Annotated in this window: 24 protein-coding genes and 1 pseudogene; 13 read left to right on the top strand and 12 right to left on the bottom strand. The window is 66.4% G+C overall.

Annotation, left to right across the window (positions count from 1 at the left end; genetic code table 11):
• The first annotated feature begins 135 nt into the window (after positions 1–135).
• Positions 136–594 (top strand): GNAT family N-acetyltransferase, encoded by a 459-nt coding sequence (locus LPB260_RS18190; protein WP_208707202.1) that lies wholly within the window; start codon positions 136–138, stop codon positions 592–594.
• A 58-nt stretch (positions 595–652) separates the two neighbouring features.
• Positions 653–1,171 carry a glycine cleavage system protein R gene (locus LPB260_RS18185; RefSeq protein ID WP_208707201.1) on the top strand — a complete coding sequence of 173 codons (519 nt, stop codon included), beginning with the start codon at positions 653–655 and terminating at the stop codon, positions 1,169–1,171.
• 315 nt (positions 1,172–1,486) lie between these two features.
• Here the strand turns inward: LPB260_RS18185 and rarD are convergent, their stop codons facing one another.
• From rarD to LPB260_RS18165, 4 genes are all read right to left on the bottom strand, one after another.
• Positions 1,487–2,380: an EamA family transporter RarD gene (rarD, locus tag LPB260_RS18180; RefSeq protein ID WP_208707200.1), complete on the bottom strand. Its 894-nt coding sequence runs from the start codon at positions 2,378–2,380 to the stop codon at positions 1,487–1,489.
• Positions 2,381–2,529: 149 nt separating this feature from the next.
• Positions 2,530–3,093, bottom strand: coding sequence for a DUF4166 domain-containing protein (locus LPB260_RS18175; protein WP_208707199.1), 564 nt, complete (start codon positions 3,091–3,093; stop codon positions 2,530–2,532).
• Positions 3,094–3,126: 33 nt separating this feature from the next.
• Entirely contained in the window at positions 3,127–4,101 is a 975-nt protein-coding gene (locus LPB260_RS18170) for a serine/threonine protein kinase (RefSeq protein WP_208707198.1), read from the bottom strand.
• 62 nt (positions 4,102–4,163) lie between these two features.
• Positions 4,164–4,901, bottom strand: coding sequence for a ComF family protein (locus LPB260_RS18165; protein WP_208707197.1), 738 nt, complete (start codon positions 4,899–4,901; stop codon positions 4,164–4,166).
• Between the two features lie 80 nt (positions 4,902–4,981).
• Between LPB260_RS18165 and bioB the strand changes: the two genes are divergently transcribed.
• From bioB to LPB260_RS18120, 9 genes are all read left to right on the top strand, one after another.
• The gene (gene bioB / locus LPB260_RS18160) at positions 4,982–6,037 is read left to right on the top strand and encodes a biotin synthase BioB (RefSeq protein WP_208707196.1); all 1,056 of its coding nucleotides are present in this window, start codon (positions 4,982–4,984) and stop codon (positions 6,035–6,037) included.
• A gap of 105 nt (positions 6,038–6,142) precedes the next feature.
• A complete protein-coding gene (gene bioF / locus LPB260_RS18155; protein ID WP_208707195.1) occupies positions 6,143–7,330 on the top strand; it encodes an 8-amino-7-oxononanoate synthase in 1,188 nt (395 codons plus the stop codon).
• Entirely contained in the window at positions 7,323–8,054 is a 732-nt protein-coding gene (locus tag LPB260_RS18150) for an alpha/beta fold hydrolase (RefSeq protein WP_208707194.1), read from the top strand. The genes bioF and LPB260_RS18150 overlap by 8 nt, the downstream gene beginning before the upstream one ends.
• Positions 8,047–8,856, top strand: coding sequence for a malonyl-ACP O-methyltransferase BioC (bioC, locus tag LPB260_RS18145; protein ID WP_208707193.1), 810 nt, complete (start codon positions 8,047–8,049; stop codon positions 8,854–8,856). Before LPB260_RS18150 ends, bioC begins: the two co-directional genes overlap by 8 nt.
• A 45-nt stretch (positions 8,857–8,901) precedes the next feature.
• Positions 8,902–9,591 (top strand): dethiobiotin synthase, encoded by a 690-nt coding sequence (gene bioD, locus LPB260_RS18140; RefSeq protein WP_208707192.1) that lies wholly within the window; start codon positions 8,902–8,904, stop codon positions 9,589–9,591.
• A 96-nt stretch (positions 9,592–9,687) separates the two neighbouring features.
• Positions 9,688–9,972, top strand: coding sequence for a hypothetical protein (locus tag LPB260_RS18135; RefSeq protein ID WP_208707191.1), 285 nt, complete (start codon positions 9,688–9,690; stop codon positions 9,970–9,972).
• 98 nt (positions 9,973–10,070) lie between these two features.
• Positions 10,071–10,340: a hypothetical protein gene (locus LPB260_RS18130; protein ID WP_208707190.1), complete on the top strand. Its 270-nt coding sequence runs from the start codon at positions 10,071–10,073 to the stop codon at positions 10,338–10,340.
• Between the two features lie 166 nt (positions 10,341–10,506).
• A complete protein-coding gene (locus LPB260_RS18125; RefSeq protein ID WP_208707189.1) occupies positions 10,507–12,312 on the top strand; it encodes an acyl-CoA dehydrogenase C-terminal domain-containing protein in 1,806 nt (601 codons plus the stop codon).
• 195 nt (positions 12,313–12,507) lie between these two features.
• Complete coding sequence (locus LPB260_RS18120) at positions 12,508–13,797, top strand: diguanylate cyclase (protein WP_208707188.1); 1,290 nt, start codon at positions 12,508–12,510, stop codon at positions 13,795–13,797.
• Between the two features lie 141 nt (positions 13,798–13,938).
• Here the strand turns inward: LPB260_RS18120 and LPB260_RS18115 are convergent, their stop codons facing one another.
• Positions 13,939–15,174, bottom strand: coding sequence for a TauD/TfdA family dioxygenase (locus LPB260_RS18115; RefSeq protein ID WP_218281500.1), 1,236 nt, complete (start codon positions 15,172–15,174; stop codon positions 13,939–13,941).
• Positions 15,175–15,387: 213 nt separating this feature from the next.
• Between LPB260_RS18115 and LPB260_RS18110 the strand changes: the two genes are divergently transcribed.
• Together LPB260_RS18110 and LPB260_RS18105 are read left to right on the top strand one after the other, a co-directional pair.
• The gene (locus LPB260_RS18110) at positions 15,388–16,353 is read left to right on the top strand and encodes a LysR substrate-binding domain-containing protein (protein ID WP_208707187.1); all 966 of its coding nucleotides are present in this window, start codon (positions 15,388–15,390) and stop codon (positions 16,351–16,353) included.
• Positions 16,354–16,538: 185 nt separating this feature from the next.
• The gene (locus LPB260_RS18105; RefSeq protein WP_208707186.1) at positions 16,539–18,317 is read left to right on the top strand and encodes an acyl-CoA dehydrogenase C-terminal domain-containing protein; all 1,779 of its coding nucleotides are present in this window, start codon (positions 16,539–16,541) and stop codon (positions 18,315–18,317) included.
• A 102-nt stretch (positions 18,318–18,419) separates the two neighbouring features.
• Here the strand turns inward: LPB260_RS18105 and LPB260_RS29465 are convergent, their stop codons facing one another.
• The 7 genes and pseudogenes from LPB260_RS29465 to LPB260_RS18075 form a co-directional block, all read right to left on the bottom strand.
• The gene (locus LPB260_RS29465; RefSeq protein ID WP_371926162.1) at positions 18,420–19,175 is read right to left on the bottom strand and encodes a methyl-accepting chemotaxis protein; all 756 of its coding nucleotides are present in this window, start codon (positions 19,173–19,175) and stop codon (positions 18,420–18,422) included.
• A 102-nt stretch (positions 19,176–19,277) separates the two neighbouring features.
• A pseudogene (locus tag LPB260_RS29460) lies at positions 19,278–19,982 on the bottom strand (cache domain-containing protein); the annotation flags it as partial.
• A gap of 186 nt (positions 19,983–20,168) precedes the next feature.
• Entirely contained in the window at positions 20,169–21,191 is a 1,023-nt protein-coding gene (locus LPB260_RS18095; RefSeq protein WP_208707184.1) for a D-2-hydroxyacid dehydrogenase family protein, read from the bottom strand.
• 58 nt (positions 21,192–21,249) lie between these two features.
• Positions 21,250–22,761, bottom strand: a complete 1,512-nt coding sequence (locus tag LPB260_RS18090; RefSeq protein WP_208707183.1) for a tripartite tricarboxylate transporter permease — start codon at positions 22,759–22,761, stop codon at positions 21,250–21,252.
• Positions 22,762–22,764: 3 nt separating this feature from the next.
• Positions 22,765–23,220 (bottom strand): tripartite tricarboxylate transporter TctB family protein, encoded by a 456-nt coding sequence (locus LPB260_RS18085; protein WP_208707182.1) that lies wholly within the window; start codon positions 23,218–23,220, stop codon positions 22,765–22,767.
• A 51-nt stretch (positions 23,221–23,271) separates the two neighbouring features.
• Positions 23,272–24,255 (bottom strand): tripartite tricarboxylate transporter substrate binding protein, encoded by a 984-nt coding sequence (locus LPB260_RS18080; RefSeq protein ID WP_208707181.1) that lies wholly within the window; start codon positions 24,253–24,255, stop codon positions 23,272–23,274.
• 122 nt (positions 24,256–24,377) lie between these two features.
• Positions 24,378–25,703, bottom strand: a complete 1,326-nt coding sequence (locus LPB260_RS18075; protein WP_208707180.1) for an OprD family outer membrane porin — start codon at positions 25,701–25,703, stop codon at positions 24,378–24,380.
• Positions 25,704–25,763 lie beyond the last annotated feature (60 nt).

Below are 25,763 nucleotides of genomic sequence, written 5' to 3'. Positions count from 1 at the left end.
AGCGCTTTGTATTAAATTTCTGTAATTATTGTTTCATAAAGCGAGTTGAGCGGTATACGACTTATTGTTCGGGGCGCCCGGCCGGTGCGAGCGGCGCCTGCCTATACTGCGATGATCATCCGAGGGAGCCGAGCGATGCGTGTAGCCGCAGCCACTACAGAGGATCTCGAGGCGCTGGTCGAGCTCTTCGCCGCCTATCTGCGTTTCTATCAGGTGGACAGGTCCCCGTCCGCGGTCCGCGCCTTTCTCGCCGAGCGCCTGAGTCGCGGCGACTCGACCCTGCTGGTCGGGCGAGACGCGACCGGCGGCGCCCTCGGTTTCGTGCAGCTCTATCCCTACTTCGCGTCCCTGGCACTGCGACCGGCCTGGCTGTTGAGCGATCTCTACGTGGCACCGGCGGCGCGCCGGCGCGGTGTCGGCAGCGCGCTGATGAACGCCGCGCGGGTGCATGCCGAAGCGAGCGGCGCCTGCGGATTGCAGCTGGAGACGGGGAAGGGCAATCTGGAGGCCCAGGCGCTGTACGAGCGCCTCGGTTATGTGCGTGATGAAGTGTTCTTTACCTACTGGCTGCAGCTGTCTAGCCGCACCCCTTGATGCCACTGGCGCGGACGCTGCCGGCGCTGTCTACACCTGAAACGATGAGAGGCTTTCCATGGAGCACCTGGTACTTACTGTTATCGCCCAGGATCAGCCGGGGCTGGTCGAGCGCGTCGCCCAATGCGTGGCCAACCACGGCGGCAACTGGCTGGAGAGCCGCATGTCGCGCATGGCCGGGCAATTCGCCGGGATACTGCGCATCGCCGTGCCGGCCGAGGCGCGCGCCGAGCTGGTCGAGGAACTGCAGGGCCTCGGCGCCCAGGGCATCCGCGTGCTGCTGGCCGACAGCGGCGCGGAGCCGGTGTGCAGCTGGAAGCCGATACTCCTCGACCTGGTCGGCAACGACCGCCCTGGCATCGTCCGTGACATCACCAGCCTGCTCACCGCCCAGGGAGTCAACCTGGAGAGCCTGGTCACCGAGGTGATGCCGGCGCCCATGAGCAGCGAACCGCTGTTCCACGCCGAGGCGTTGCTGGCGGTGCCGCTGGAGCTGTCCCTGGAGGTGCTGCAGGGCAAGCTGGAGGCCCTGGCCGACGACCTGATGGTCGAGCTCAACCTGCGCACCGAGAACTAAGGGGCCGGTCGAGCGCGGATATCCACGGCTGATGTGCGTAGGGCTGTGGATAACCTGGGGGGCGGCGGTGCGCGCGCTAGTGCCCCGCGGCCTGCCGAGATCTGATTAAAAAACCAGCAATTTCAAAGGCTTGTGCACAGAGATCGGGGATCATTCTGTGGATAAGGTCGGGATGGCTGGCTGCAGGCCTGGTCCGGCGCGGGCTGCGCCGAACTGCTCGTTTATTGTCCAGTTGTCCGCCGGGCATCAGCCTATGGATGCCTGGCGGCGAGCCAGCGAGGATTGTCCCGTCCAGCCGAAGCGCTGGCCAGGCAATCAGCTCCGGCCGCGGCGCCGCAGGGTCAGCCAGGCGTCCAGGCTGTACAGCGCCAGGCCGGCCCAGATGCAGACGAAGGCCAGTAGCTTGGCCGGGTCGAAGTGTTCGCCGTACACCAGCACCGCCAGCAGCAGCACCAGGGTCGGGGCGATGTATTGCAGAAAGCCCAGGGTGGTATAGGGCAGATGACGCGCGGCGGCGTTGAAGCAGACCAGCGGCACCAGGGTGATCGGCCCGGCGGCCATCAGCCAGAGGGCTTCGCTGGTGCCCCAGAAGGGGGCCTGGCTGCTCATCGCGGCGGGGTGCAGCAGCAGCCAGGCCAGGGCGACCGGCAGCAGCATCCAGGTTTCCACCACCAGGCCCGGCAACGCGGCGACAGGCGCCTGCTTGCGGATCAAGCCGTAGAAACCGAAGGTCAGCGCCAGCACCAGTGATACCCAGGGCAGGCTGCCCAGCTGCCACACCTGTTGCGCCACGCCCAGGGCGGCCAGGGCCACGGCCAGCCACTGCAGGCGGCGCAGGCGCTCGCCGAGTAGCAGCAGGCCGAGCAGGACATTGATCAGCGGGTTGATGTAGTAGCCCAGGCTGGCCTCGAGCATGCGTTCGTTGTTCACCGCCCACACATACACCAGCCAGTTGCAGGCAATCAGCGAGCCGCAGGCGGCCAGTACCGCGAGGCGCCTGGGGTGCTCGCGCAATTCGCGCAGCCAGCCCGGGTGCTTCCAGGCCAGCAGCAGGGCGGCGCCGAACAGTGCCGACCAGAGCACCCGGTGGACGATGATCTCCAGCGCCGGGACATTCTGGATGGCTTTGAAGTAGAGAGGGAACAGGCCCCAGATGATGTAGGCGGTGAGGCCCAGAATATACCCGCGGCGCGGGTCGACGGTGGCCATGCGGAGTCCTTGCTTAGGCTGCTAACTAAAGGCCAGGGATTCTAGTTGTCCGCACCGGCACTTGTCTGGTCGTTCAGCTTCGCCGGCGCTGCCTGCCGAGCAATTAGTGTAAGCCTGGCTTTACGGCTTGGCCGCAACTGTAGTGCTGTTTAGCTGTACGGCCCGGTTGCTGGTGCCTCGGCCTGCAGCGCTCCGCTGTAACTGAACAGTTTGCCGAGCAGGGGGAGGCTGAAGCCGACGTAAAAGTGATACAGGCCGTTTTCGATACGTTTATAGGCCTGGGTTCGGGGGAGCAGCCATAAGGGTATGGGGATGCCGTGCAGCCAGGCCCTGAGCGGCTGCCAATACCAGCCGCCCTCGCGAACATCCACCGCTAATGCCAGGGTCAGCGCTCCAGTTGTTTCCAGCCAATAGCCGTGCGGCCAACTTCCTTTGGGTTGAAACGCCGAGCGGAGCTGAACTGTATCGGCGAAGCAGCGATTCCAGTGCAGGGCTACTGCATCTGAGTGAATCTCGACCTGAAAGTCGACCCGCGGTTGCGTCGTCGGGATGCCGAGACGGGCTACCAGGCGTGCGCCCACAAGGCCGGCTAGACCGTTGCCTAATTGCAGGTCGACTTGACCGTACAGCCGACCACCCTGGCGATGCAGTAGCTGCAGCAGAGGGTGAAACTGGTTAAACCCGGCGCCAAACCAGCGTTCGACTATATGCACAGAAGGTTCCTCGCTCGTCCGTGATCGGGGGGCTCAAAACAGCTTGAGCGGCTCCTCGTCCAGCGCCGCCAGCTGCTCACGCAGCATCAGCACCTGCTCGCCCCAGTAACGTTCCGTGCCGAACCAGGGGAAACTGTGGGGGAAGGCCGGGTCGTCCCAGCGGCGCGCCAGCCAGGCGCTGTAGTGCATCAGGCGCAGAGCGCGCAGGCCTTCGATCAGGGGCAGCTCGCGAGGGTTGAAGTCGTGGAACTCTTGGTAGCCGTCCATCAGCTCGGACAGCTGGCCGAGGCGCTCGTGGCGCGGGCCTGCCAGCATCATCCACAGGTCCTGCACCGCCGGGCCCATGCGGCAGTCGTCGAGGTCGACCATGTGGAAGGTCTCGTCGCGGCACAGCAGGTTGCCGGGATGGCAGTCGCCGTGCAGGCGAATCGCTTGCACCGGAGTGCTGGCGAACAGGCCGTCGAGCCGCTTGAGCAGGTCGCGCGCCACCGACTCATAGGCCGGCAGCAGGCTGCGCGGGATGAAGCCGCCGTCCAGCAGGGTGGCGAGCGAGGCGTGGCCGTAGTTGTCCACGCCGAGGTGCTCGCGGTGACTGAACGGCCGGGTCGAACCGACCGCGTGCAGGCGGCCGAGCAGCTGGCCGAGGCGGTACAGCTGGTCCAGATTGCCCGGCTCCGGGGCGCGGCCGCCGCGCCGGGGGAACAGGGCGAAGCGGAAGCCGGCGTGCTCGAACAGGGTTTCGCCATCGCGGGCCAGCGGCGCCACCACCGGCACCTCGCACTCGGCCAGCTCGAAGCTGAAGTTGTGTTCCTCGCGGATCGCCGCATCGCTCCAGCGTTGCGGCCGGTAGAACTTGGCGATCAGCGGCGTCTGGTCTTCGATGCCCACCTGGTAGACGCGGTTCTCGTAGCTGTTGAGCGCCAGTATCCGCGCATCGCTGAGGTAGCCGAGGCTTTCCACGGCATCCAGGACCAGGTCGGGGGTGAGGGCGTCAAAGGGATGGGACATGGGCGACTCCGCGGCATTGATCGCACAGTGTACCCCCTTGCGCCCAGCGAGGCGGCGCGCGTTCAGCGCTCGCCCGGCTTGGGCGTGCGGGCCAGGCAGTAGACATCGACCCGCGCCGCGCCGGCGCGCTTCAGCAGGCGCGCCAGGCTCTCGGCGGTGGCGCCGGTGGTCAGCACGTCGTCGACCAGGGCCAGGTGCAGGCCTTGCACCCGGCTCGCGGGCGCCAGGGCGAAGGCCCGGCGCAGGTTGCGCCGGCGTGCGCCGGCATCCAGTTGCTGCTGGGCCTGGGTGTCGCTGGTGCGCAGCAGCCAGTGCGGCTGCTGCGGCAGTTGCAGGCTGTGGCTGAGCCACTGGCTGAGCAGCTGCGCTTGGTTGAAGCCGCGCCGGCGCTGGCGTGCAGCTGCCAGCGGCACCGCGAGCAGCAGGTCGGGGCGTGGCAGCCCTTCCTCGAAGGCGTGGCGCAGGTGATGTGACAAAAGCTCGCCGAGCAGACGTCCCAGAGGCCACTGGGCCTGGTGCTTGAAGCGGTTGATCAGGCTGTCCAGCGGGAAGCCGTAGCGCCACGGCGCCGTGACCCGGTCGAACGCCGGCGGCCGGCGCAGGCACTCGCCGCAGGTCAGCCCGGCGCCGGGCAGTGGCAGGGCGCAGACCTGGCAGTGTTCGCCCAGCCAGGGCAGCTCGCCCTCGCAGTCGCTGCACAGGGCGTGTTTCAGGTCCGCGGGTTCATCGCAGAGCATGCAGGTCTGTTTGTTTTTCAACCATTGGTAAACCGATGGCCTGTTGCCAGGTTGACAGCGCATGGGCCTTCCATAAATATGCCGGACATCCGTGTCGTGCCTGCTGACTCTAGCAGGCCGTTGCCGCCCACAAGGAATCGATCATGAGCGCTACTACAGCCGCCGAACTGCGTCACGACTGGACCCTCGCCGAGGTCAAGGCGCTCTTCCAGCAACCCTTCAACGACCTGCTGTTCCAGGCCCAGACCGTGCACCGCGCGCACTTCGATGCCAACCGCGTGCAGGTCTCGACCCTGCTGTCGATCAAGACCGGCGCCTGCCCGGAAGACTGCAAGTACTGCCCTCAGTCCGGCCATTACAACACCGGCCTGGACAAGGAAAAGCTGATGGAGGTGCAGAAGGTGCTGGAGGCGGCGGCCGAGGCCAAGGCCATCGGTTCCACCCGTTTCTGCATGGGCGCGGCCTGGAAACATCCGTCGGCCAAGGACATGCCCTACGTGCTGAAGATGGTCGAAGGGGTCAAGGCCCTCGGCCTGGAAACCTGCATGACCCTGGGCAAGCTGAGCAAGGAGCAGACCCAGGCCCTGGCCGAAGCCGGCCTCGACTACTACAACCACAACCTGGATACCTCGCCGGAGTTCTACGGCAACATCATCACCACCCGCACCTATTCCGAGCGCCTGGAGACCCTGGCCCATGTGCGCGAGTCGGGGATGAAGATCTGCTCGGGCGGCATCCTCGGCATGGGCGAGTCGCTGGACGACCGCGCCGGCCTGCTGATCCAGTTGGCCAACCTGCCGGAGCACCCGGAATCGGTGCCGATCAACATGCTGGTCAAGGTCCAGGGCACGCCGCTGGCCGACGAACAGGACGTCGACCCCTTCGACTTCATCCGCATGCTCGCGGTGGCGCGGATCATGATGCCGCAGTCCCACGTGCGCCTGTCCGCCGGCCGTGAGCAGATGAACGAGCAGATGCAGGCCCTGGCCTTCTTCGCCGGTGCCAACTCGATCTTCTACGGCGAGAAGCTGCTGACCACCGCCAACCCCCAGGCGGACAAGGACATGCAGCTGTTCGCCCGCCTCGGCATCAAGCCCGAGGAACGCGAGGAACACGGCGACGAGGTGCACCAGGCGGCCATCGAGCAGGCGTTGGTCGAGCAGCGCGACGCCAAGCTGTTCTACAACGCCGCAAGCTGAAGTCGCGCGGTGGATGGACGGCGCGCCAGCTGCGCGCCGCGCTCCACCCTACGTAGTCCTCTGCAGGGTGGATAACCCGCTTGCGGTTATCCACCGGGTCTTGCCATGAGCTTCGATCTCGCCTCACGCCTCGCCGAACGCCGGGCGGCCAATCTCTACCGTCAGCGGCCCCTGCTGGATTCGCCGCAAGGCCCGCAGGTGCGGGTCGATGGCCGCGAGCTGCTGGCCTTCTGTTCCAACGACTACCTCGGCCTGGCCAATCATCCCCAGGTGATCGAAGCCTGGCAGGCCGGTGCCCGGCGCTGGGGCGTCGGTGGCGGCGCCTCGCACCTGGTGATCGGCCACAGCACGCCGCACCACGAGCTGGAGGAGGCGCTGGCCGAATTCTGCGGGCGCCCGCGTGCCTTGCTGTTCTCCACCGGCTACATGGCCAACCTCGGCGCCGTGACCGCACTGCTCGGCCAGGGCGACACGGTGCTGGAGGATCGGCTCAACCACGCATCCTTGCTGGACGCCGGCCTGCTCAGTGGCGCGCGTTTCTCGCGCTACCTGCACAACGATGCCGCCAGCCTGGCCGCGCGCCTGGACAAGGCCGCCGGCAACACCCTGGTGGTGAGCGACGGCGTGTTCAGCATGGACGGCGACCTCGCCGACCTGCCGGCCCTCTGTGCCGAGGCGCGGCGCAAAGGGGCCTGGGTGATGGTCGATGATGCCCATGGTTTCGGCCCGCTCGGCGCCAACGGCGGCGGCATCGTCGAGCACTTCGGCCTGGGCGCGGACGATGTGCAGGTGCTGGTCGGCACCCTGGGCAAGGCCTTCGGCACCGCTGGCGCCTTCGTCGCCGGCAGTGAGGAACTGATCGAGACCCTGGTGCAGTTCGCCCGTCCCTACATCTACACCACCAGCCAGCCACCGGCCCTGGCCTGCGCCACTCTGAAGAGCCTGGAGTTGCTGCGCAGCGAGCACTGGCGGCGCGAACACTTGAACCTGTTGGTCGCGCGCTTTCGCGCCGGCGCCGCGGCCATCGGCCTGCAGCTGATGGACAGCGCCACGCCGATTCAACCGATCCTGGTCGGCGACAGCGGCCGCGCCCTGCGCCTGTCGCAGATGCTCCGTGAGCGCGGCCTGCTGGTCACCGCGATCCGCCCGCCGACCGTGCCGGCCGGCAGTGCGCGCCTGCGCGTGACCCTGTCCGCGGACCACAGCGTGGAGCAACTGGACCTGCTGCTCGAGGCGCTGGCCGAGTGCTGGCCGCAACTGGCTGGCGGGGAAGAGGAGCGCGGTGATGCGTGACCGGTTGATCCTGCTGCCCGGCTGGGGCCTGGGCACGGCGCCCCTCGAGCCCCTGGCCGAGGCCCTGCGCGGCCTGGATCCGCGCCTGCGGGTGCAGATCGAGCCGCTGCCACGGCTGGATAGCGGCGACGCCGAGGCCTGGCTCGACGAGCTGGATGCCAACTTGCCCGAGGATGCCTGGCTGGGCGGCTGGTCCCTCGGTGGCATGCTCGCGGCGGAACTGGCGGCGCGGCGCGGCGAGCGCTGCAGCGGCCTGCTGTGCCTGGCCAGCAACCCGTGTTTCGTCGCCGAGGCGGGCTGGCCCGCGGCGATGCCGGCGGACACCTTCGCCGCGTTCCGCCAGGGCTGCGCCCGCGATGCGGCGGCGACCCTGAAGCGTTTCGCCCTGCTCTGCGCCCAAGGGGCAGGCGATGCCCGCGGGCTGTCCCGTCAGATTCTCGGTGCCGCCCCGCAAGAGTCCGCGCAGCGGTTGCTGAGTGGACTCGACCTGCTCGCGGCGCTGGACACCCGCGCCGCCCTGCAGGCCTTCGTCGGCCCGCAGCTGCACCTGTTCGCCGGCCTCGATGCGCTGGTGCCGGCCGAGGCGCCGGCGGCCCTGCTCGAGTTGTTGCCGGATGTCGAGGTCGGTCTGATCGACACGGCCAGTCACGCCTTCGTCCTCGAGCGACCCCATGAAGTGGCGGCGGCAATTCAGGCCTTCCTTCACGAGGCCGGCGATGAGTGAACGCCTGAGCCAATCCACCAGCGGCCTGCCCGACAAGCGCCAGGTCGCCGCATCCTTTTCCCGCGCCGCCGACAGCTACGACAGCGTCGCGGCACTGCAGCGCAGCGTCGGCAATCAGTTGCTGGCGCGGCTGCCCGCGCGGCTCGAGCCGCAGCGCTGGCTCGACCTGGGCTGCGGCACCGGGCATTTCAGTCGCGCCCTCGGCGAACGCTTCCCGGCAGCCGAGGGCGTCGCCCTGGATATCGCCGAAGGCATGCTGCGCCATGCCCGGCCACTGGGGGGCGCGCAGCGCTTCATCGCCGGTGACGCCGAGCGTCTGCCGTTGCGCGACGCGTGCTGCGATCTGCTGTTTTCCAGCCTGGCGCTGCAGTGGTGTGCGGACTTCCGCGCAGTGCTGGACGAGGCCCGGCGGGTGTTGCGCCCCGGCGGCGTGCTGGCGTTCAGCAGCCTGTGCGTGGGCACCCTGCAGGAACTGCGCGACAGCTGGCAGGCGGTGGACGGCTTCGTCCACGTCAACCGCTTCCGTCGCTTCGCCGACTACCAGCAGTTGTGCGCCGCCAGCGGCATGCTGCTATCGACCCTGGAAACCCGGGCCGAGGCGCTGCACTACGCCGACCTGCGCAGTCTCACCCATGAGTTGAAAGCGCTGGGCGCGCACAACCTCAACCCGGGACGCCCGGGCGGATTGACCGGCCGCGCGCGCATCCTCGCGCTGGTCGAGGCCTATGAGCGCTTTCGCCAGCCCCAGGGCCTGCCGGCCACCTACCAGGTGGTCTACGGTATGCTGCAGAAACAGCCTTGAAATGAACGCCGCCGCCAGGCGGCAGGTCGGGAAGGAACAATCGACATGAGCTACGCCTACTTCGTCACCGGCACCGATACCGAGATCGGCAAGACCACCATCGCCGCCGGCCTGCTGCATGCGGCGCGGTGCGCCGGTCTCAGCACCGCGGCGGCCAAGCCGGTGGCCTCTGGCTGCGTGCGCACGCCGGACGGGCTGCGCAACGAGGATGCCCTGGCCCTGCTGGGGGAATGCAGCCTCGATCTGCGCTACGAGGAGGTCAACCCGCTGCCATTCGAACCGGCCATCGCCCCCCACCTGGCTGCTCGCGAGGTCGGCGCGGTGCTGGACGTGGCGACCTTGCGCGGGCCGGTGCAGCGGATCCTGGACAAGGGCGCCGACTTCACCCTGGTCGAGGGGGCGGGGGGCTGGCGCGTGCCGCTGGATGGCCAGGCGTCCCTGTCGGATCTGGTGATCAGCCTGCAGCTGCCGGTGATCCTGGTGGTGGGCGTGCGCCTGGGGTGCATCAACCAGGCGGTGCTGACCGCCGAGGCGATCGCCCGTGACGGCTTGCCGCTGGCCGGTTGGGTGGCCAACGTGGTCGACCCGCAGACCTCGCGCCTCGAGGAAAACCTGGCGACCCTGGTCGAGCGCCTGCCGGCGCCCTGCCTGGGGCGGGTGCCGCGCCTGGACCAGCCGCTGCCGGCGGCCGTGGCCGCGCATCTCGACCTCGCCCGGCTCGGGGTTGCGTTATAAGGCGGCCTTTTGCCATTACCAAATGCCAGTAGGTCGGCCGGATGTTTTCTGCTTCAATGCAGGTCTACGGCGTCTTTCCCCCAGGGGAGCTAACTCATGGAAATCTCCGGCAGCACCTTCAGCGCGGGCATCAGCAGCATTCAGTCTGGCCAGCGGCGCATCGATCAGGCGGCGACCGAGATCGCCGGTGCTGCGCTTGCCGCGCCAGCGCCGGAACAAAGCCGCGTCGATGCAACGCCCGAGTCGCATGCCGACGCTCCCGCCGACCTGAGCGAAAGCCTGGTGGCCTTGCGCGTCGGCCAGCATGAGGCGCAGGTCGGCGCACGGCTGGTGAAGACCGCCGATGAAGTGCTGGGCACCCTGATCGACACCAAGGCCTGAGCGGCCGTCCGCCAGGGCGGAGCGCTGCCCTGCTGCACCCAGACTCCGCTTGACCCAGCAACGCAGTCCAAAAGCCGACCAGTGGTAAGGAGAGGCTGATGCAGATCGGCGGCGCAATGGCGTCTTGCTCGCTGGCAGTCGCGCCGCTGCCGCTCCTTCCCGCCTCGCCCACTCACTTCCACGCCTCCAGCGCTGTCCACGACGCGCCCGTGCAGAGCGCTGCGCCCGACCGGGGCGCGTCCAGTTTCCGCGTGCTGCAGCAGCGCCGGGCGCAGCCGCAGGATGTCCGGTCAGGCGCCGATCTGCGGCTCTATCGCCGGCAAGACACCTCATCGAGATCGAAGCACTTTGTCGTGCCCGCGGCGTAGTCTGTGCTGCGCAGGTGCTTGACAAGGGTGGGGCGTAAACGTATGTTTCAAACATGCGTTTGATTGCTTGCCGGCCTATAGTCGCTCAGGCAGTCGGGAATGACCCCGCAGCGACCGTCGTGACGGTCACCCACACACTCAGAGTCCACCGCAGAGGTTAACCGCTATGCCTGATTACAAGGCCCCCTTGCGTGATATTCGTTTCGTTCGCGACGAACTGCTCGGCTACGAAGCGCACTATCAGAGCCTGCCTGGCTGCCAAGACGCTACTCCGGACATGGTCGACGCCATCCTCGAAGAGGGCGCCAAGTTCTGTGAGCAGGTGCTGTCGCCGCTGAACCGTGTGGGTGATACCGAAGGCTGCACCTGGAGCGAGTCGGGCGTGAAGACCCCGACCGGTTTCAAGGAAGCCTACAAACAGTATGTCGAAGGTGGCTGGCCGAGCCTGGCCCATGACGTCAACCACGGCGGCCAGGGCCTGCCGGAGTCGCTCGGCCTGGTGCTGAGCGAGATGGTCGGTACCGCCAACTGGTCGTGGGGCATGTACCCGGGCCTGTCCCATGGTGCGATGAACACCCTGGACGCCCACGGCACCGACGAGCAGAAGCACACCTACCTGACCAAGCTGGTGTCCGGCGAGTGGACCGGCACCATGTGCCTGACCGAGCCGCACTGCGGCACCGACCTGGGCATGCTGCGCACCAAGGCCGAGCCTCAGGCCGACGGCAGCTACAAGGTCAGCGGCACCAAGATCTTCATCTCCGCCGGTGAGCACGACATGGCCGATAACATCGTCCATATCGTCCTGGCCCGCCTGCCCGACGCTCCGGCCGGCACCAAGGGTATTTCCCTGTTCATCGTGCCGAAGTTCCTGCCGAATGCCGAAGGCGGCGTAGGCGAGCGCAATGCCGTGACCTGTGGCTCGATCGAGCACAAGATGGGCATCCACGGTAACGCCACCTGCGTGATGAACTTCGACGGCGCTACTGGCTACCTGATCGGCCCGGCCAACAAGGGCCTGAACTGCATGTTCACCTTCATGAACACCGCCCGCCTGGGTACCGCGCTGCAGGGCGTGGCCCATGCCGAGCTGGCCTTCCAGGGTGGCCTGAAGTATGCCCGCGAGCGTCTGCAGATGCGTTCCCTGACCGGCCCGAAGGCGCCGGACAAGGCCGCCGACCCGATCATCGTGCATCCGGACGTGCGCCGCATGCTGTTGACCATGAAGGCGTTCGCCGAAGGCAACCGCGCCATGGTCTACTTCACCGCCAAGCAGGTCGACATCGTCAAGTACAGCCAGGACGAGGCCGAGAAGAAGCAGGCCGACGCGCTGCTGGCCTTCCTCACCCCGATCGCCAAGGCCTTCATGACCGAAGTGGGCTTCGAGTCCGCCTCCCACGGCATGCAGATCTACGGTGGCCACGGCTTCATCAGCGAGTGGGGCATGGAGCAGAACCTGCGTGACTGCCGCATCTCCATGATGTACGAAGGTACCACCGGCGTTCAGGCCCTCGACCTGCTGGGTCGCAAGATCCTCATGACCCAGGGCGAGGCGCTGAAGGGCTTCACCAAGATCGTCCACAAGTTCTGCCAGAGCAACGAAGGCAACGACGCGGTCAAGGAGTTCGTCGAGCCCCTGGCCAAGCTGAACAAGGAGTGGGGCGAGCTGACCATGAAGGTCGGTATGGCCGCGATGAAGGACCGCGAAGAAGTCGGCGCCGCATCGGTGGACTACCTGATGTACTCCGGTTATGCCTGCCTGGCGTACTTCTGGGCCGACATGGCGCGCCTGGCCGCCGAGAAGCTGGCTGCCGGCACTGAAGACGCGGCGTTCTACAAGGCCAAGCTGCAGACCGCGCGCTTCTACTTCCAGCGCATCCTGCCGCGTACCCGCGCCCACGCCGAAACCATGCTGTCCGGTGCCAACAACCTGATGGACATGAGCGAAGAGGATTTCGCCCTGGGCTACTGAGTCCGGTCGCGCGCTCCACTGAAGAACCGCTGCCGAAAGGCGGCGGTTTTTTTATGCCCGTTCTGCGGGCGCGGATCGAACGAGGCCCTGCGACGCCACGTGCGCAATTTGTGCACTGGGCCAAGTATTGGTTCGGGGTCTGTCTGGCAAAATGCCAGCTCCTCAGCGCTGTCGGTGTTGTCTCTGGAGTTTGCCTTGTCGCGCCTCGCTGCCGTGCGCCTCAGCCATTTTCTGCCCTCGCTGCTGCTGCTCAGTGGCGGCATGCTGGCGGGCGGACTGCCGAGCCTGAGCGAATTCTTCACCTCCCTGTTCAACGTGCTGCCGACCCTGCTGCTGCTGCTGGGCGGAACCTTCTGCCTGGTGTACGGCCGCCAGCGTGAGCTGTTCCTGCTGCTGGTGCTTTACCTGGGCTACTTCCTCCTGGATATTCAGCTCGATTACTACCGCGCCGAGGGCCGGGTGCGCGGCGATGCGGCGTTGGTCTTCCACCTGTGCAGCGTGCTGCTGCCACTGCTCTACGGCATGTACGCGGCGTGGCGCGAGCGTACCCATCTGCTGCAGGACCTGGTGGCCCGTGCCGCGGTGCTGCTGGCGCTGGGGAGCGTCGCCCTGGCGCTGGCGCAGCGCTATCCGCAGGCGCTGTTGCAGTGGCTGGCGGTGATCCGCTGGCCGGCCCTGCATGGCGAGTGGATGAGCCTGGTGCAGTTGGCCTATCCCTTGTTCCTGCTCGGTTTCATCCTCCTGCTGGTGCAGTACCTGCGTGCTCCGCGCCCACTGCATGCGGCGCAGCTGCTGGGCTTGGTCGGCCTGTTGTGGATGCTGCCGAATATCTTCACCCAGCCCCATGCGCTGAATGTGATGAGCAGTCAGGTGATGCTGATGCTGGTCGCGGCGGTGGCCCATGAGGCCTACCAGATGGCCTTTCGCGATGAGCTGACCGGCTTGCCGGGCCGGCGCGCGCTGAACGAGCGCCTGCAACGCCTGGGCCGCAGCTATGTGATCGCCATGGCGGACGTCGATCACTTCAAGAAGTTCAACGACAGCCATGGTCATGATGTCGGCGACCAGGTGTTGCGTCTCGTCGCCAGCCAGCTGCGCAAGGTCGGTGGTGGCGGCAAGGCTTACCGCTACGGCGGTGAGGAGTTCACCCTGGTGTTCCCGGGCCGGACTATCGAGGAGTGCCTGCCCCATCTGGAGGCGGTGCGTCAGGCGGTGGAAAGCTATCGCCTGCAGCTGCGTGACAAGCAGAGCCGCCCGGAGGATGACCAGCAGGGCCGGCGGCGCCGCGGCCGGACCGGTGCCGGCGAAGTGTCGGTGACGCTGAGCATGGGGGTGGCCGAGCGCGGCACGCTGCAAGGCAACCCGGAAGAAGTGATCAAGGCGGCCGACCAGGCCCTGTACAGCGCCAAGGGCGCCGGACGCAACTGCATCCGCAGCCACGGTCAACGGCGCGGCGCGGTCAGGTTGCGCGGGGCGAGTGCCTGAGCCGGCAGCAGCGCCGAGGCGGTTTCCGGCCAGTGGCGTGTCGACTGGGTAAGCGAGCACTGAACAGCGCCAACCCAAGACAAAGCCCGCCATTTGGCGGGCTTTGTCTGTTGGAGCGGGTGTCGTTCAGGCCTTGTCAGCCTACTCGGTGCCGACCCCTGCGGACTGGCGAGCGGTGACCCGCAGGGCCGACTCGACCATGTCGTAGTGCACATAGCAGCCTTGCAGGTGACGCCGTCCGGTCTGCGGGTCGAAGCTCTTGCGCCCGTGCAGTACCCGGCGGTTGTCGAAGGCGACCATTTCGCCGGCGCCCAGGCGCAGGTCGAGGCGGTAACGCGGCGAGCGCAGGATCTTCCAGAAGGCCATATAGGCGCGGTACCACGGCATGATCTGCGCCGGTGGCAGGCGCAGGCTGTCGCGTAGCCAGTTGTTGAAGCGTACCTCGATGACCTGGTCGTTCTCGTCGAGACGGATGACGGTCGCACGGGTGACGATGTCGCTCTCCTCGTCGGCGAAGCGGCAGTCGATCGAGGTGTCGGCCAGCAGGCGGAAGGCCTCCGGGTCCTGGGCGCGCAGCGCCTCGGCCACCGCAACGCCATCGGCGAAGATCGACTCGCCGCCCTGGGCGTCGTTGGCCAGGCAGTAGAGCATCTGGATATCCGGCGGGCTCTTCCAGTTGGTCAGGTCGGTGTGCAGTTCCAGGCCGATCGAGGTGTAGGCCGCATTGTTCGGCTTGGGCTTGCTGAACACCTCGAAGCGGCCGCCGAAGTTGGTGGCGTGAATCGGGCCGATGATAGCGGCCACCTGGTCGATCTCGCCGCCTTCGCTCGGGCCGTTCTGCAAAATGGCAAAGCCATCGCGGCATAGCGCATGCAGCCATTCCAGGCGCGCGCTGCCGCCGGCCATGTAGTCGGCGAAGTCGGTGCGGTGAGGGACGAAGTCCTCGGCCCAGGCGACGTTCGCCGGCACGATGCTCGGTTGCCAGGCCTGCTGGTGCGGGCGCAGCTGGTACAGCCAGCCGGCATCGAAGCGGCTCAGGTGGCCGTCGCCCCAGGTCAGCGCCAAGTGACCACCCGCTACGCAGATAGACGGGGCGACTTCCAGGACTGCCGGATCGAGGTCGAGGATGAACTGGGTGCGCTCGTAGGTCTGCGGATGGCGGCAGACATCGCAGGCGCAGTGATCGCGCAGCCACAGCAGCGGGAATTCCGCACTCTCGATGGTCTCCAGCACCTGCCAGTCGACCTGTACGGCTGAGTCCTGGTAGCGCGCCGCGATGATCGGCAACGAGTTGGCGTAGTGGCCATACTCCTTCATGTCGACCGAGCTGCCCAGTGAATCGGCGGCTGCGGCTGGGGGGGTGAGGCTGGCAGTCATCGGGTGTCTCCGCTAGAGCGCATCGCGTGTAAAGGGAACTGGGCCAGCCGAGGAGTTGCGCTGCGGCCAAGGCCAGGTGCGGGTCTAGAGTGGGGCTTGCCGGGTAGCCTGACAAACGATCATTTCGTGCTCTAAGGCCAAGCTGAGCTAATACCTATCTTTGCCTTATGCCGCTATGCTGGCGGCATTGTCTGTATCCCCGGAGCCTTCGTCATGCCAGATGCCCATCGTTCCGATCCTCTCTACGCTTCGGTCACAAGTGGCCTGCTGCCAGGCTTGCCGGGCTCGAGCCAGGAATTGCCGCCACTGTTGTGGCTGGAGGCGTTCGAGGTGGCGGCCCGAACCCTGAGCTTCACCGCCGCGGGGCGCGAGCTGAACATCACCCAGTCGGCCGTCAGCCAGCGCATCCGCCTGCTGGAGGACCGGCTTGGCCAGCAACTGTTCGTGCGCCATCCGCGCAGCCTGAGCCTGACCCTGGCCGGGCAGGCCTGGCTGCCGTCGATCCAGGCGGCCTTCGCTCGTCTGCGCGACAGCACGGCCGAGGTGTTCGGCCTGTCGCGGGATGCCCCGGTGACGCTGCGCGCCACGCCCCTGGCCCAGCAGGCCTGGCTGGCGCCGCGGCTGATCGGCTTTCACCGTGCCCATCCCGAGGTGGCCCTGCACCTGGCCAGCGGCTTCTGGATCAATGACTTCGGCAGCGAGGGCGCCGACATGGAGATCCGCTACGGCCGCGGCGACTGGGATGAGTTCGAGTGCATCGCGTTGGGCCAGGGCGAAGAGCAGATGATGGCCCTGGCCGCGCCGGAGCTGGCGGCCCGCCTGCAGCGTCCCCAGGATCTGGCCGGCGAGACGCTGCTGCATTCGGTGGGTTTCGCCGTCGGCTGGCGCGCCTGGCTGACGGCGGCCGGGGTCCCGGAGCTGGAGCGGCGCACCCATCGGGTCAGTTGCGACACCCAGGTGATGGCGCTGGAATTGGCGCGCCAGGGCATGGGCATTGCCCTGGCCCACCGCAACCTGTTCATGCGCTGGCAGCGGGAGGTTCGCCTCGGCCTGGTGCCGGTCTTCGACCTGTTCGTGGCCACCCCGGAGCGCTTCTGGCTGGTGCGCCCGCGCAGGCGCCAGCTGCGCGAACCGGCGCAGAAGTTATGGGACTGGCTGGCCAGCCACAGTGCCGACTGAGCCGGCTGGAGGGGTTGGCGAGTTGTGATTCGGGCGAACAGCCGAGCACCTGGTTCTGGCGCGTGGAAGTGATTTCGTGACGCGGGAATTACGATTGGTCACAAAAAGACCTTATGCGTATCGAATGTTTCCTTGGTAGGCTCTCAATCCTGTTGTAAGTCCGTTGGTATGTTCGAGGATTTCCCATGGCTGATTACCAAGCTCCCCTGCGCGACATGCGCTTCGTGCTCAACGAAGTGTTCGAAGTATCCAAGCTGTGGGCCGAACTGCCGGCCCTGGCCGAGGTGGTGGATGAAGACACCGCCAGTGCGATCCTCGAGGAGGCCGGCAAGGTCACCGCCGGGCTGATCGCCCCGCTGAACCGCAGCGGCGACGAGGAAGGTTGCTCCTGGGACAACGGCGCCGTGCGCACCCCGGCCGGCTTCCCCGCAGCCTACCGGGCCTACGCCGAAGGCGGCTGGGTCGGTGTCGGCGGCGATCCGGCATTCGGTGGCATGGGCATGCCCAAGGTGATCTCGGCCCAGGTCGAGGAGATGGTCAACTCGGCCAACCTGTCCTTTGGCCTCTATCCCATGCTGACGGCGGGCGCCTGCCTGTCGATCCATGCCCACGCCAGCGAAGAGCTCAAGCAGCAGTACCTGCCGAAGATGTACGAAGGCACCTGGGCGGGCTCCATGTGCCTGACCGAGCCGCACGCCGGCACCGACCTGGGCATCATTCGCACCAAGGCCGAGCCCCAGGCCGACGGCAGCTACAAGATCAGCGGCACCAAGATCTTCATCACCGGCGGCGAGCACGACCTCACCGAGAACATCATTCACCTGGTGCTGGCCAAGCTGCCGGACGCCCCGGCAGGGCCGAAGGGCATCTCGCTGTTCCTGGTGCCCAAGTTCCTGGTCAATGCCGACGGCTCGCTGGGTGAGAAGAACAGCCTGTCTTGCGGCTCCATCGAACACAAGATGGGCATCAAGGCCTCGGCCACCTGCGTGATGAACTTCGACGGCGCCACCGGCTGGATCATCGATGCGCCGAACAAGGGCCTGGCGGCCATGTTCACCATGATGAACTACGAGCGCCTGGGCGTCGGCATCCAGGGCCTGGCCACCGGCGAGCGTTCCTACCAGAGCGCCATCGAGTACGCCCGCGAGCGCATCCAGAGCCGCGCGCCGACCGGCCCGCAGGAGAAGGACAAGGTCGCCGACCCGATCATCGTCCATCCCGATGTACGGCGCATGCTGCTGACCATGAAGGCGCTGAACGAGGGTGGTCGCGCCTTCTCCAGCTACGTGGCCATGCAACTGGACACCGCCAAGTTCAGCGAAGACGCCGCCACGCGCAAGCGCGCCGAGGAACTGGTGGCCCTGCTGACTCCGGTGGCCAAGGCCTTCCTCACCGACATGGGCCTGGAGACCACCATCCACGGCCAGCAGGTGTTCGGCGGCCACGGCTTCATCCGTGAGTGGGGCCAGGAGCAGCTGGTGCGCGACTGCCGCATCACCCAGATCTACGAAGGCACCAACGGCATCCAGGCGCTCGACCTGGTCGGGCGCAAGGTGATCGGCAGCGGCGGTGCCTTCTACAAGCACTTCGCCGAAGAGATCAAGGCCTTCACCGACTCGGCCGACAGCAGCCTGGCCGAGTTCACCGAGCCGCTCAAGGGCGCCATCGCCAACCTCGAGCAGATGACCGCCGACCTGCTGGAGCGGGCCAAGGTCAACCCGAACGAGATCGGCGCCGCCTCGGTCGAGTACCTGCACGTGTTCGGCTACACCGCCTACGCCTACATGTGGGCGTTGATGGCCAAGGCCGCCCTGGGCAAGGAAGGCGAGGACGACTTCTACGCCAGCAAGCTCGGCACCGCGCGCTTCTACTTCGCCCGCCTGCTGCCGCGCATCCACTCGCTCAGCGCCTCGGTCAAGGCCGGCAGCGAGAGCCTGTACCTGCTCGACGCGTCGCAGTTCTAAGCGGCCTTCAGCAACAAGAAAGCCCCGGCCCAGTGCCGGGGCTTTTTGCTCTTCATTGGCCAGTGCTGGGCGGGCACCGTGCGTCTGACCAGCCAGTGAGGCTCAGACCTTGAACCTGTGCACCAAGGTTCCGAGACGCCCGCCCAGAGCGTTCAAGGCTTCAATCGTCTGGGTGCTGCGCAGCGTTTCGTCGGCGACTTGATCGACGGACTGGGCGATCTGTTGAACGCTGCGATTGATCTGTTCGGCGACCGAGGTCTGCTCTTCGGCTGCGCAGGCTATCTGGGCGTTCATTGCATTGATGGTGGCAATCAGGTCGGCGATGGTGACCAGGGCGCGTTCGGCCTGGTTGGCATGCTCGCTGGCACGTCTGCCGGCTTCGCTGGACTGACCCATCGCCGCGACGGCGTTTCGGGTACCGCCCTGCAGTCGGTCGATCATGGCTTGGATTTCCTGGGTGCTCTGCTGGGTCCTGCCCGCCAACGCACGGACCTCATCGGCGACGACCGCAAAGCCGCGGCCGGCATCGCCGGCGCGGGCGGCCTCGATCGCGGCGTTGAGCGCCAGAAGATTGGTCTGTTCGGCGATCGAGCGAATCACATCCAGCACATTGGAGATGGACGATACGTCCTCCTGCAAGCTGTCCAGCGACCCGCTGCTGGTCTGGATGTCGGTCACCAGACCGTGAATGTGCTCGATGCTGCCATCGACCACATGCCTGGCGTCCCGACCTTGCCTGTCGGCCTCCTGGGCCGCATTGGCCGCGCGCTGGGCGCTGGCCGAAACCTCCAGTGCCGACGCCGACATCTCATTGATCGCAGTGGCGACCTGATCGGTTTCCTGCCGCTGTTGTTGCATCGCCTGCTCGGCGCGTCGAGCCTGGGTCGTTACTTGGGCGCCCCGGGTGGTCAGCTCTGCCGTGATATCGGTGATCTGCCGTACCAGCCCATGAATGCTGTCGAGGAAGCGATTGAACGAGCCGGCCAACTGGCCGATCTCATCCCGGCTGGTGACTGGCAGACGCTGGGTGAGGTCCCCTTCGCCGGAGGCGATTTCGTCGAGGCTGGCGCTGATTTTGCCCAGTGGCCGTAGGCTGGCTTTGACCATGAACGGAGCGAGGGCGCCCAGCACCAGGATCGCAGCCAGCGCGACCGCCACGATGATGCTGACGATGCCTTCGGTGCGTGCCTCAATTCGCTGGCGTATCTGCGCCACCTGGGCGTCTATGCCATCGAGATTGACCGCGGTGAGCACCACGAGGTCCCACTTGGGCAGGTAGAAGCCGTAGGCTAGCTTGGGGACGACCTGATCAGTGCCGACCACTGCGCCGGTGTAGTGGATGAAATGCGTGCCGTCCTTGGCCGCAGCGACCATGTCGCGGTTGAGGTATACCCCGTTCTTGTCCTTGCGGTCGCGCATGTTGGTGCCTACGCCTTCGCTGCTGTCGCCGCGAAAGATGCGCACCACATCGCTGTCGTAGCCGAAGAAATAACCGTCCTTGCCGTACTTGATCGCGGACAGCAGGCGCACGGCCTGCGCCCGACTCCGCATATCGCCCTCTGCGGTCTCCTGGTAGAGGGGCGCGAGCATGCTCTGGGCGATGCTGGCGTAGTCAATGAGGCGGGAGCGGCTTTCCTCTAGCAGACGCTCCCGCGCCTCGGTCACTTCGGATTCCGCTAGGCCGATCAGCACCTGGCTGGCAGTGCCGCTCAAGACGGCGGCGAATAGCAGTAGCGGAACCAAGGTAAGCAGCAGGATCTTCTTCTTCAGTGAAAGGTGCACGCTGAGGCTCTCCCGGCTGGGGTGACTTTCAGGCCCAGGCCGCAGTTGATTGATGTCTTCGATGAGTGATCAGCTGTCGCCTTGCCCGCCAAATAGGCCGGCTGTGCTCGGCTGTTCTGGCGGGCAACGTGGCCGCGCCCTGGGGTTGACCAGCTCGCAAGGCTCGCCACTGAAGAACGCCTGCACGTTGGCGAAGGCATCGCCGAAATACAGCTCGTAGCTGTGCTTTTCGACGTAGCCCAGGTGCGGTGTGCAGAGGACCCGTGGGTGGTTGAGCAGTGGATGGGCTTCGTCCAGCACCGGCTCATCTTCCAGTACGTCCAGTGCCGCATACCCGGGACGGCCTGCGCTCAATGCCTCGAGCAAGGCGCCTGGGGCGAGCAGTTGCGCACGGCTGGTGTTGACCAGCAGGGCGCCGGGTTTCATCTGCAGCAGGTCGTCGCGGGCAACGCAATGCCGGGTGCTCTCCGTCAGCCGCAGGTGGAGGCTGAGGACATCGACCTCGGCAAAGAACGCCTGCCTGGAGTCGGCGGCACGATGGCCATCGCGCACCGCCGCGTCCCGCGAGGCCTGGCTGCCCCATACCACCACGGACATCTCGAAGGCCTGGGCGTAGCGCGCCAGGCGCTGGCCGATCCGCCCGTAACCCCAGATGCCCAGGGTCTGGCCATACAGGCGTTCGCCGAGATTGGTCTGCCAGTGCCCCGCGTACAGGCCCTGGATGGCCGGCAGCAGCTGGCGCCGGGCGTTGAGTATCAGTGCCCAGGTCAGTTCCGCCGGGGCGATGGGCGAACCGCGGCCCTCCATCACCGCGACACCCCGAGCGGTGCAGGCCTCGAGGTCGACATGGGGGCCAACCTTGCCGGTCTGGCTGATCAGCTTGAGGCGGGGCAGGCGCGCCAGCAGATCGGCATCGATCCGCGTACGCTCGCGGGTCAGCACCAGGGCGTCGGCGTCGGCGAAGCGCTGCGCCAGCACTTCCAGGTCGCTCTGGGCGTCATGAAACAGGCTGACCCGGTGACCCTCGAGCCGGGAGAAACAGTCGAGGGAGCGAATGACGTGCTGGTAGTCGTCGGGTATGGCGATATGCATGGTCTGTGCTGCAAGGGCGAGTAACTCGCCCTTGCCCTCCTCGGGTATGCGACGAGCCTCAGCTGGCGGCCTGCAGGGCGGCGCGTTGGCGACCACGCCAGGCGCGCAGCATCGGTAAGGCCACCATCAGTGCCACCAGCGCCCACACCGCCAGGGTGATCGGGCTGCCCCAGAGGATGCTCAGCTCGCCGTTGGACAGTGACAGCGCACGGCGCAGGTTGTCCTCCATCATCCCGCCCAGGATGAAACCGAGCAGTACCGCCGACAGCGAGTAATCGAGCTTGCGCAGGATGTAGCCGCATACGCCGATGCCGATCATCAGGAACAGGTCGAAGGTGGTGGAATGCACCGCGTACACGCCGATCGAGGTGATGATGGCGATGGCCGGCACCAGCGCCCAGGTCGGCACCGCGAGGATGCGGGTAAAGACGCGCACCATCGGCACGTTCATCACCAGCAGCATGACGTTGGCGACGAACAACGAGGCGATCAGCCCCCACACGACGTCTGGCTGGTTCTGGAACAGCATCGGCCCCGGAGTGATGTTGTACAGCGTCAGCGCGCCGAGCATCACCGCGGTGGTGCCAGAGCCGGGCACGCCGAGGGTCAGCATCGGCACCATGGAGCCACAGGCCGCGCCGCTGTTGGCGGTTTCCGGCGCCGCCAGGCCGCGCAGGTCGCCCTTGCCGAACCGGTTGTCGCGGGTCGCCATGCGTTTCTCGGACATGTAGGCCACGGCACTGGCCAGGGTCGCGCCGGCACCGGGCAGCACGCCGAGGACGAAGCCGACCACGCCGCTGCGCAGGTTGGTGGCCAGCACCGAGGCGCCTTCCTTGAGGTTGAACAGCATGCGCCCGGTGGCCGAGACCGCCTTGTGGCCATGATGGGTGCGCTCCAGCAGCACCAGGATCTCGCTGATGCTGAACAGGCCAAGCACCAGGACGATGAACTGGATGCCATCGGCCAGGCCGAGGCTGCCGAAGGTGAAACGATATACACCGCTGTTGGCGTCGATGCCGACACAGGACAGGACCAGGCCGATGAGCGCGGCGATGGCCGTCTTCAGCGGCTTGTTATCGGCCATGCCGGCCAGGCAGGCCACGGCGAAGACCATCAGCACGAAGTACTCGGCCGGCCCGAAAGCCACCGCCCACTTGGCCAGCAGTGGGGCGAACAGGACCACGCCGATGGTGGCGATGGTGCCGCCGATAAAGGAGCTCCAGGCCGACAGCGACAGGGCGATACCGGCCTTGCCCTGCTGGGCCAGGGGGTAGCCGTCGAGGGTGGTCATCACCGCCGAGGCTTCACCGGGGATGTTCAGCAGGATCGAGGAAATTCGCCCGCCGTATTCGCAGCCCAGGTACACCGCCGCCAGCAGGATCAGCGCGGTTTCCGGCGGCAGGCCGAGGGCGAAGGCGATCGGGATCAGCAGGGCCACGCCGTTGACCGGCCCCAGGCCCGGCAGCAGGCCGACCACGGTGCCGATCAGGGTGCCGCACAGCGCGGTCAGCAGGTTATAGGGGGTCAGGGCTACGCCGAAGCCGAGGCCCAGGTAGTGAAGAGTGTCCATGGGTCAGCTCCCAAGTTTCGTGAGCATGCCGAGGGGCAGAGGCACATCGAGGCCATAGTCGAACAGCAGGTAGAGGCCGACGGCGATCAGCACGCCACCGAGTCCGCTCTGCAGCCGGGTGGCGCCGTACAGGTAGGCCATGACGGCGGCGAACAGCGCGCTGCTGAGGATGAAACCGAACAGCTCGAACAGCCCCGCGTAGACCAGCATCACGCCGATGCACAGGGCGATCTTGCCGATGACATGCCGATCCAGTGGCGGTTCCGCGTTTTCCCGGTTCTGCCGGGCGGGCTTGAGCAGCTGGCACAGCGCGCCAAGCATCAGCAGCGCCAGCAGCAGCAGGGGGTAGGCTCTGGGCCCCACCGGCTCGTAGGCGAAGGGGGCCTGGTAGCCCCAGGCCAGAGCTGCCAGGGCGGCGCAGATCAGCAGGTTGCAGCCTGCAAAGATTCGATCGTGCATATCAATTCTCCTGGCCGAGCCACCCGCCGGGGTGGCTCGGCCTCCAGGGCGTTACTCGCCGACCAGGCCGAACTCTTCGCCCAGCTTGCGGTAGTTCTCCACCTGCAGCTTGACCAGTTCGTTCAGGGCCGGGCCGGTGACGGCCAGCGGAATCACATCGCGATCCTGCAGGTACTGCTGGAACTCCGGGGAGTCCTGCAGTTTGGCGAAGGCCGCCTTCCACCAGTCGATGTGTTCCTGCTTCACGTCCGGGCCCATGTAGTAGCCGCGGATCAGCGGCCACTGGATGTCGTAGCCCTGTTCCTTGGCGGTGGGCACGTTGTTCAGTTCGCCCGGCAGGCGCTCTTCGCTGTAGACCACCAGTGGGCGAATCTTGTTGGCCTTCTGCGCGCGGATCTCGCTGGCGCTGCCGGTCACCAGGTCGACGTGCTTGCCCATCAGCGCCATGTAGTGCTCGGCACCGCCTTCGAAGGCGGCGTAGCGCAGCTCGCGGGGATCGACGCCGGCGGCCTTGGCCAGCAGGGCGATCTTCGCCCAGCCCTGGCCGCCGATGCTGCCGCCACCACCGACGGTGATGCTCTTGGGATCCTTCTTCAGCGCCTGGACCACATCGTCGAGGGTCTTGAACGGCGAGTCCTCGCGCACCGCCAGGGTGCCGTAGTCGGTGCCGATGGTGGTCAGCCACTGCACCGCGTTCTCGTCGTAGCGGCCGTATTTGCCCAGGGCCAGGTTGAGCAGCGAGGCGCCGGAGAAGGCGATCAGGGTGCCGGCCTCGTCGCGGCGGTTGGCGGCGATGGAGTTGTAGGCCACCGCGCCGATACCGCCGGGCATGTAGGTGACGCGCATGGGGGAGTCGAGCAGCTTGTGGTCCTTGAGGCCGGCCTGGGCCAGCTTACAGGTCATGTCGAAGCCGCCGCCGGGCTTGCTCGGGGCAATGCACTCGGGACGCGAAGGCTCGTTGGCCTGGGCCTGGAAGCTGCCCAGCAGCATGGCGCAGGCGAGGGGCAGTAGTTTGCTGAGGCTTGCAGTTTTCATCTTGGTGTTCCTGTTCTTGGATTTGTTTGCAGGAGTTGAACGCCGTGCTATCAGCACGACACGATTTGGCTGGGAGTCAAGGGTCTTTCGTCAGCTCCCAGCCGGGAGCCGGGTGATCTCGATCAGAAGAAGCGATAGCTGTAGTCGACGTAGAAGCGGTGGTCGGTATCGTCTTCCTTCACGCCATCCAGGCGACCGGTCTTGTCCGAGTGGTAGTCGAGATAGGTGTAGCGAACGGCCAGGCCCTTGATGGCCGGAACCTGGTAGGTCAGGTCGAACGCCCATTCGTTCTCGTCCGCTTCGCCGAGGGCGGCGTTGGCGCTGCTCTTGGCGTCGCTACCGTTCTTGTAGCTGACGACCGTCTTCAGACCACTGACATGGTCTTTCCAGTCGTAGCCGGCCGAGAGCATCCAGACCTTCTCGTCGTTGTTGGTGAAGTCGGCCAGTACCCCGCCGGTCGGGAAGGGATTGGTGCCGTGGTCGCCGGCGAAGTTGTCTTCGATCCAGGCTCCGTCGAACTTGGCGGCCGCCGCGCCGAGTTCGAGGTTGCCGATTTTCCAGTTGGCGGCCAGGTAGATGCCCTGGCCGTCGTTGTCGCTGGCGGTCACGCCGTTCTTCGCGCCCAGCACGTCCTCGTCGTCCAGTTCGGCGCTTTCGGCGCCGGTGACGAAGAGCTTGCCGTCATCGCTGGAGGTGTGGATGCCGCCGGTGAGCTTGAGGCTGGACTGCTCGGCCAGCTTGAAGTCGTACGCGGCGACCAGGCCGGTCTTCTTCAGGAAGTCCTGCGCCCGCAGGTGTTCCAGGTTGAGGCTGAAGGGCCCGGCGACGTAGCTGACGCCCAGGTTGTCGATGTAGTCGATGGCGCCATCGGCGGAGTTGTCGGTCTTGAACGCCGCGAAGGAGCTGTCCGAGCGCGACGACCACTCGTTGTAGCGCGCCCCGTACAGGTTCAGGCCCTTGAGCGGCATGAGCTGGAAACTGCCGCCGGAGAAGGTGTTCGGCACGGCGCGGCTACCCGAACTGGAAAGCAGCAGGGTCTTGTGCAGCTGGCGGCCGAGCTTGGCGCTGGCCAGGTCCTGGTACTTGAGCTTGACGAAGGCCTGGGCGATCTGGCCGAAGGAGTCATGCAGCTCGCCGTTGTTGTCGACCGAAAGCACGTCGGAGGTGTTCCTGCCGCTGTTATTCAGCTTGTTGACGCTGTAACCGGAGACACCGACGCCGATCATGTCGGCGAAGTAGGGCGATTCGTAATTGAGCTGCAGGCCCAGGGCCGATTGGGTGCGGTCGTTGCTGTCGGTCTCGAAGTCGCGGTCGAAGTGCACGCCGCGCGCCTTCAGTTCCAGGGAGTGGCCGGTGGTGTCCAGGGCCATGGCGCTGAGCGGCAGGGTCAGGCTGGCGGTAAGCGTCAGGGTCAGTCCCAGGGTGATCTTATTCTTATTGAAACGCATCGTTTCTCTCCGTTGCGGGTAGTGACGCTCGCCGCAGCGAGGGTCGGTTCGGTAGTAGCT

The sequence above is a fragment of the Pseudomonas sp. LPB0260 genome, assembly GCF_013388395.1.
Note: the sequence above shows the minus strand (reverse complement) of the source record. Positions and strands in the feature narration are given on the sequence as shown.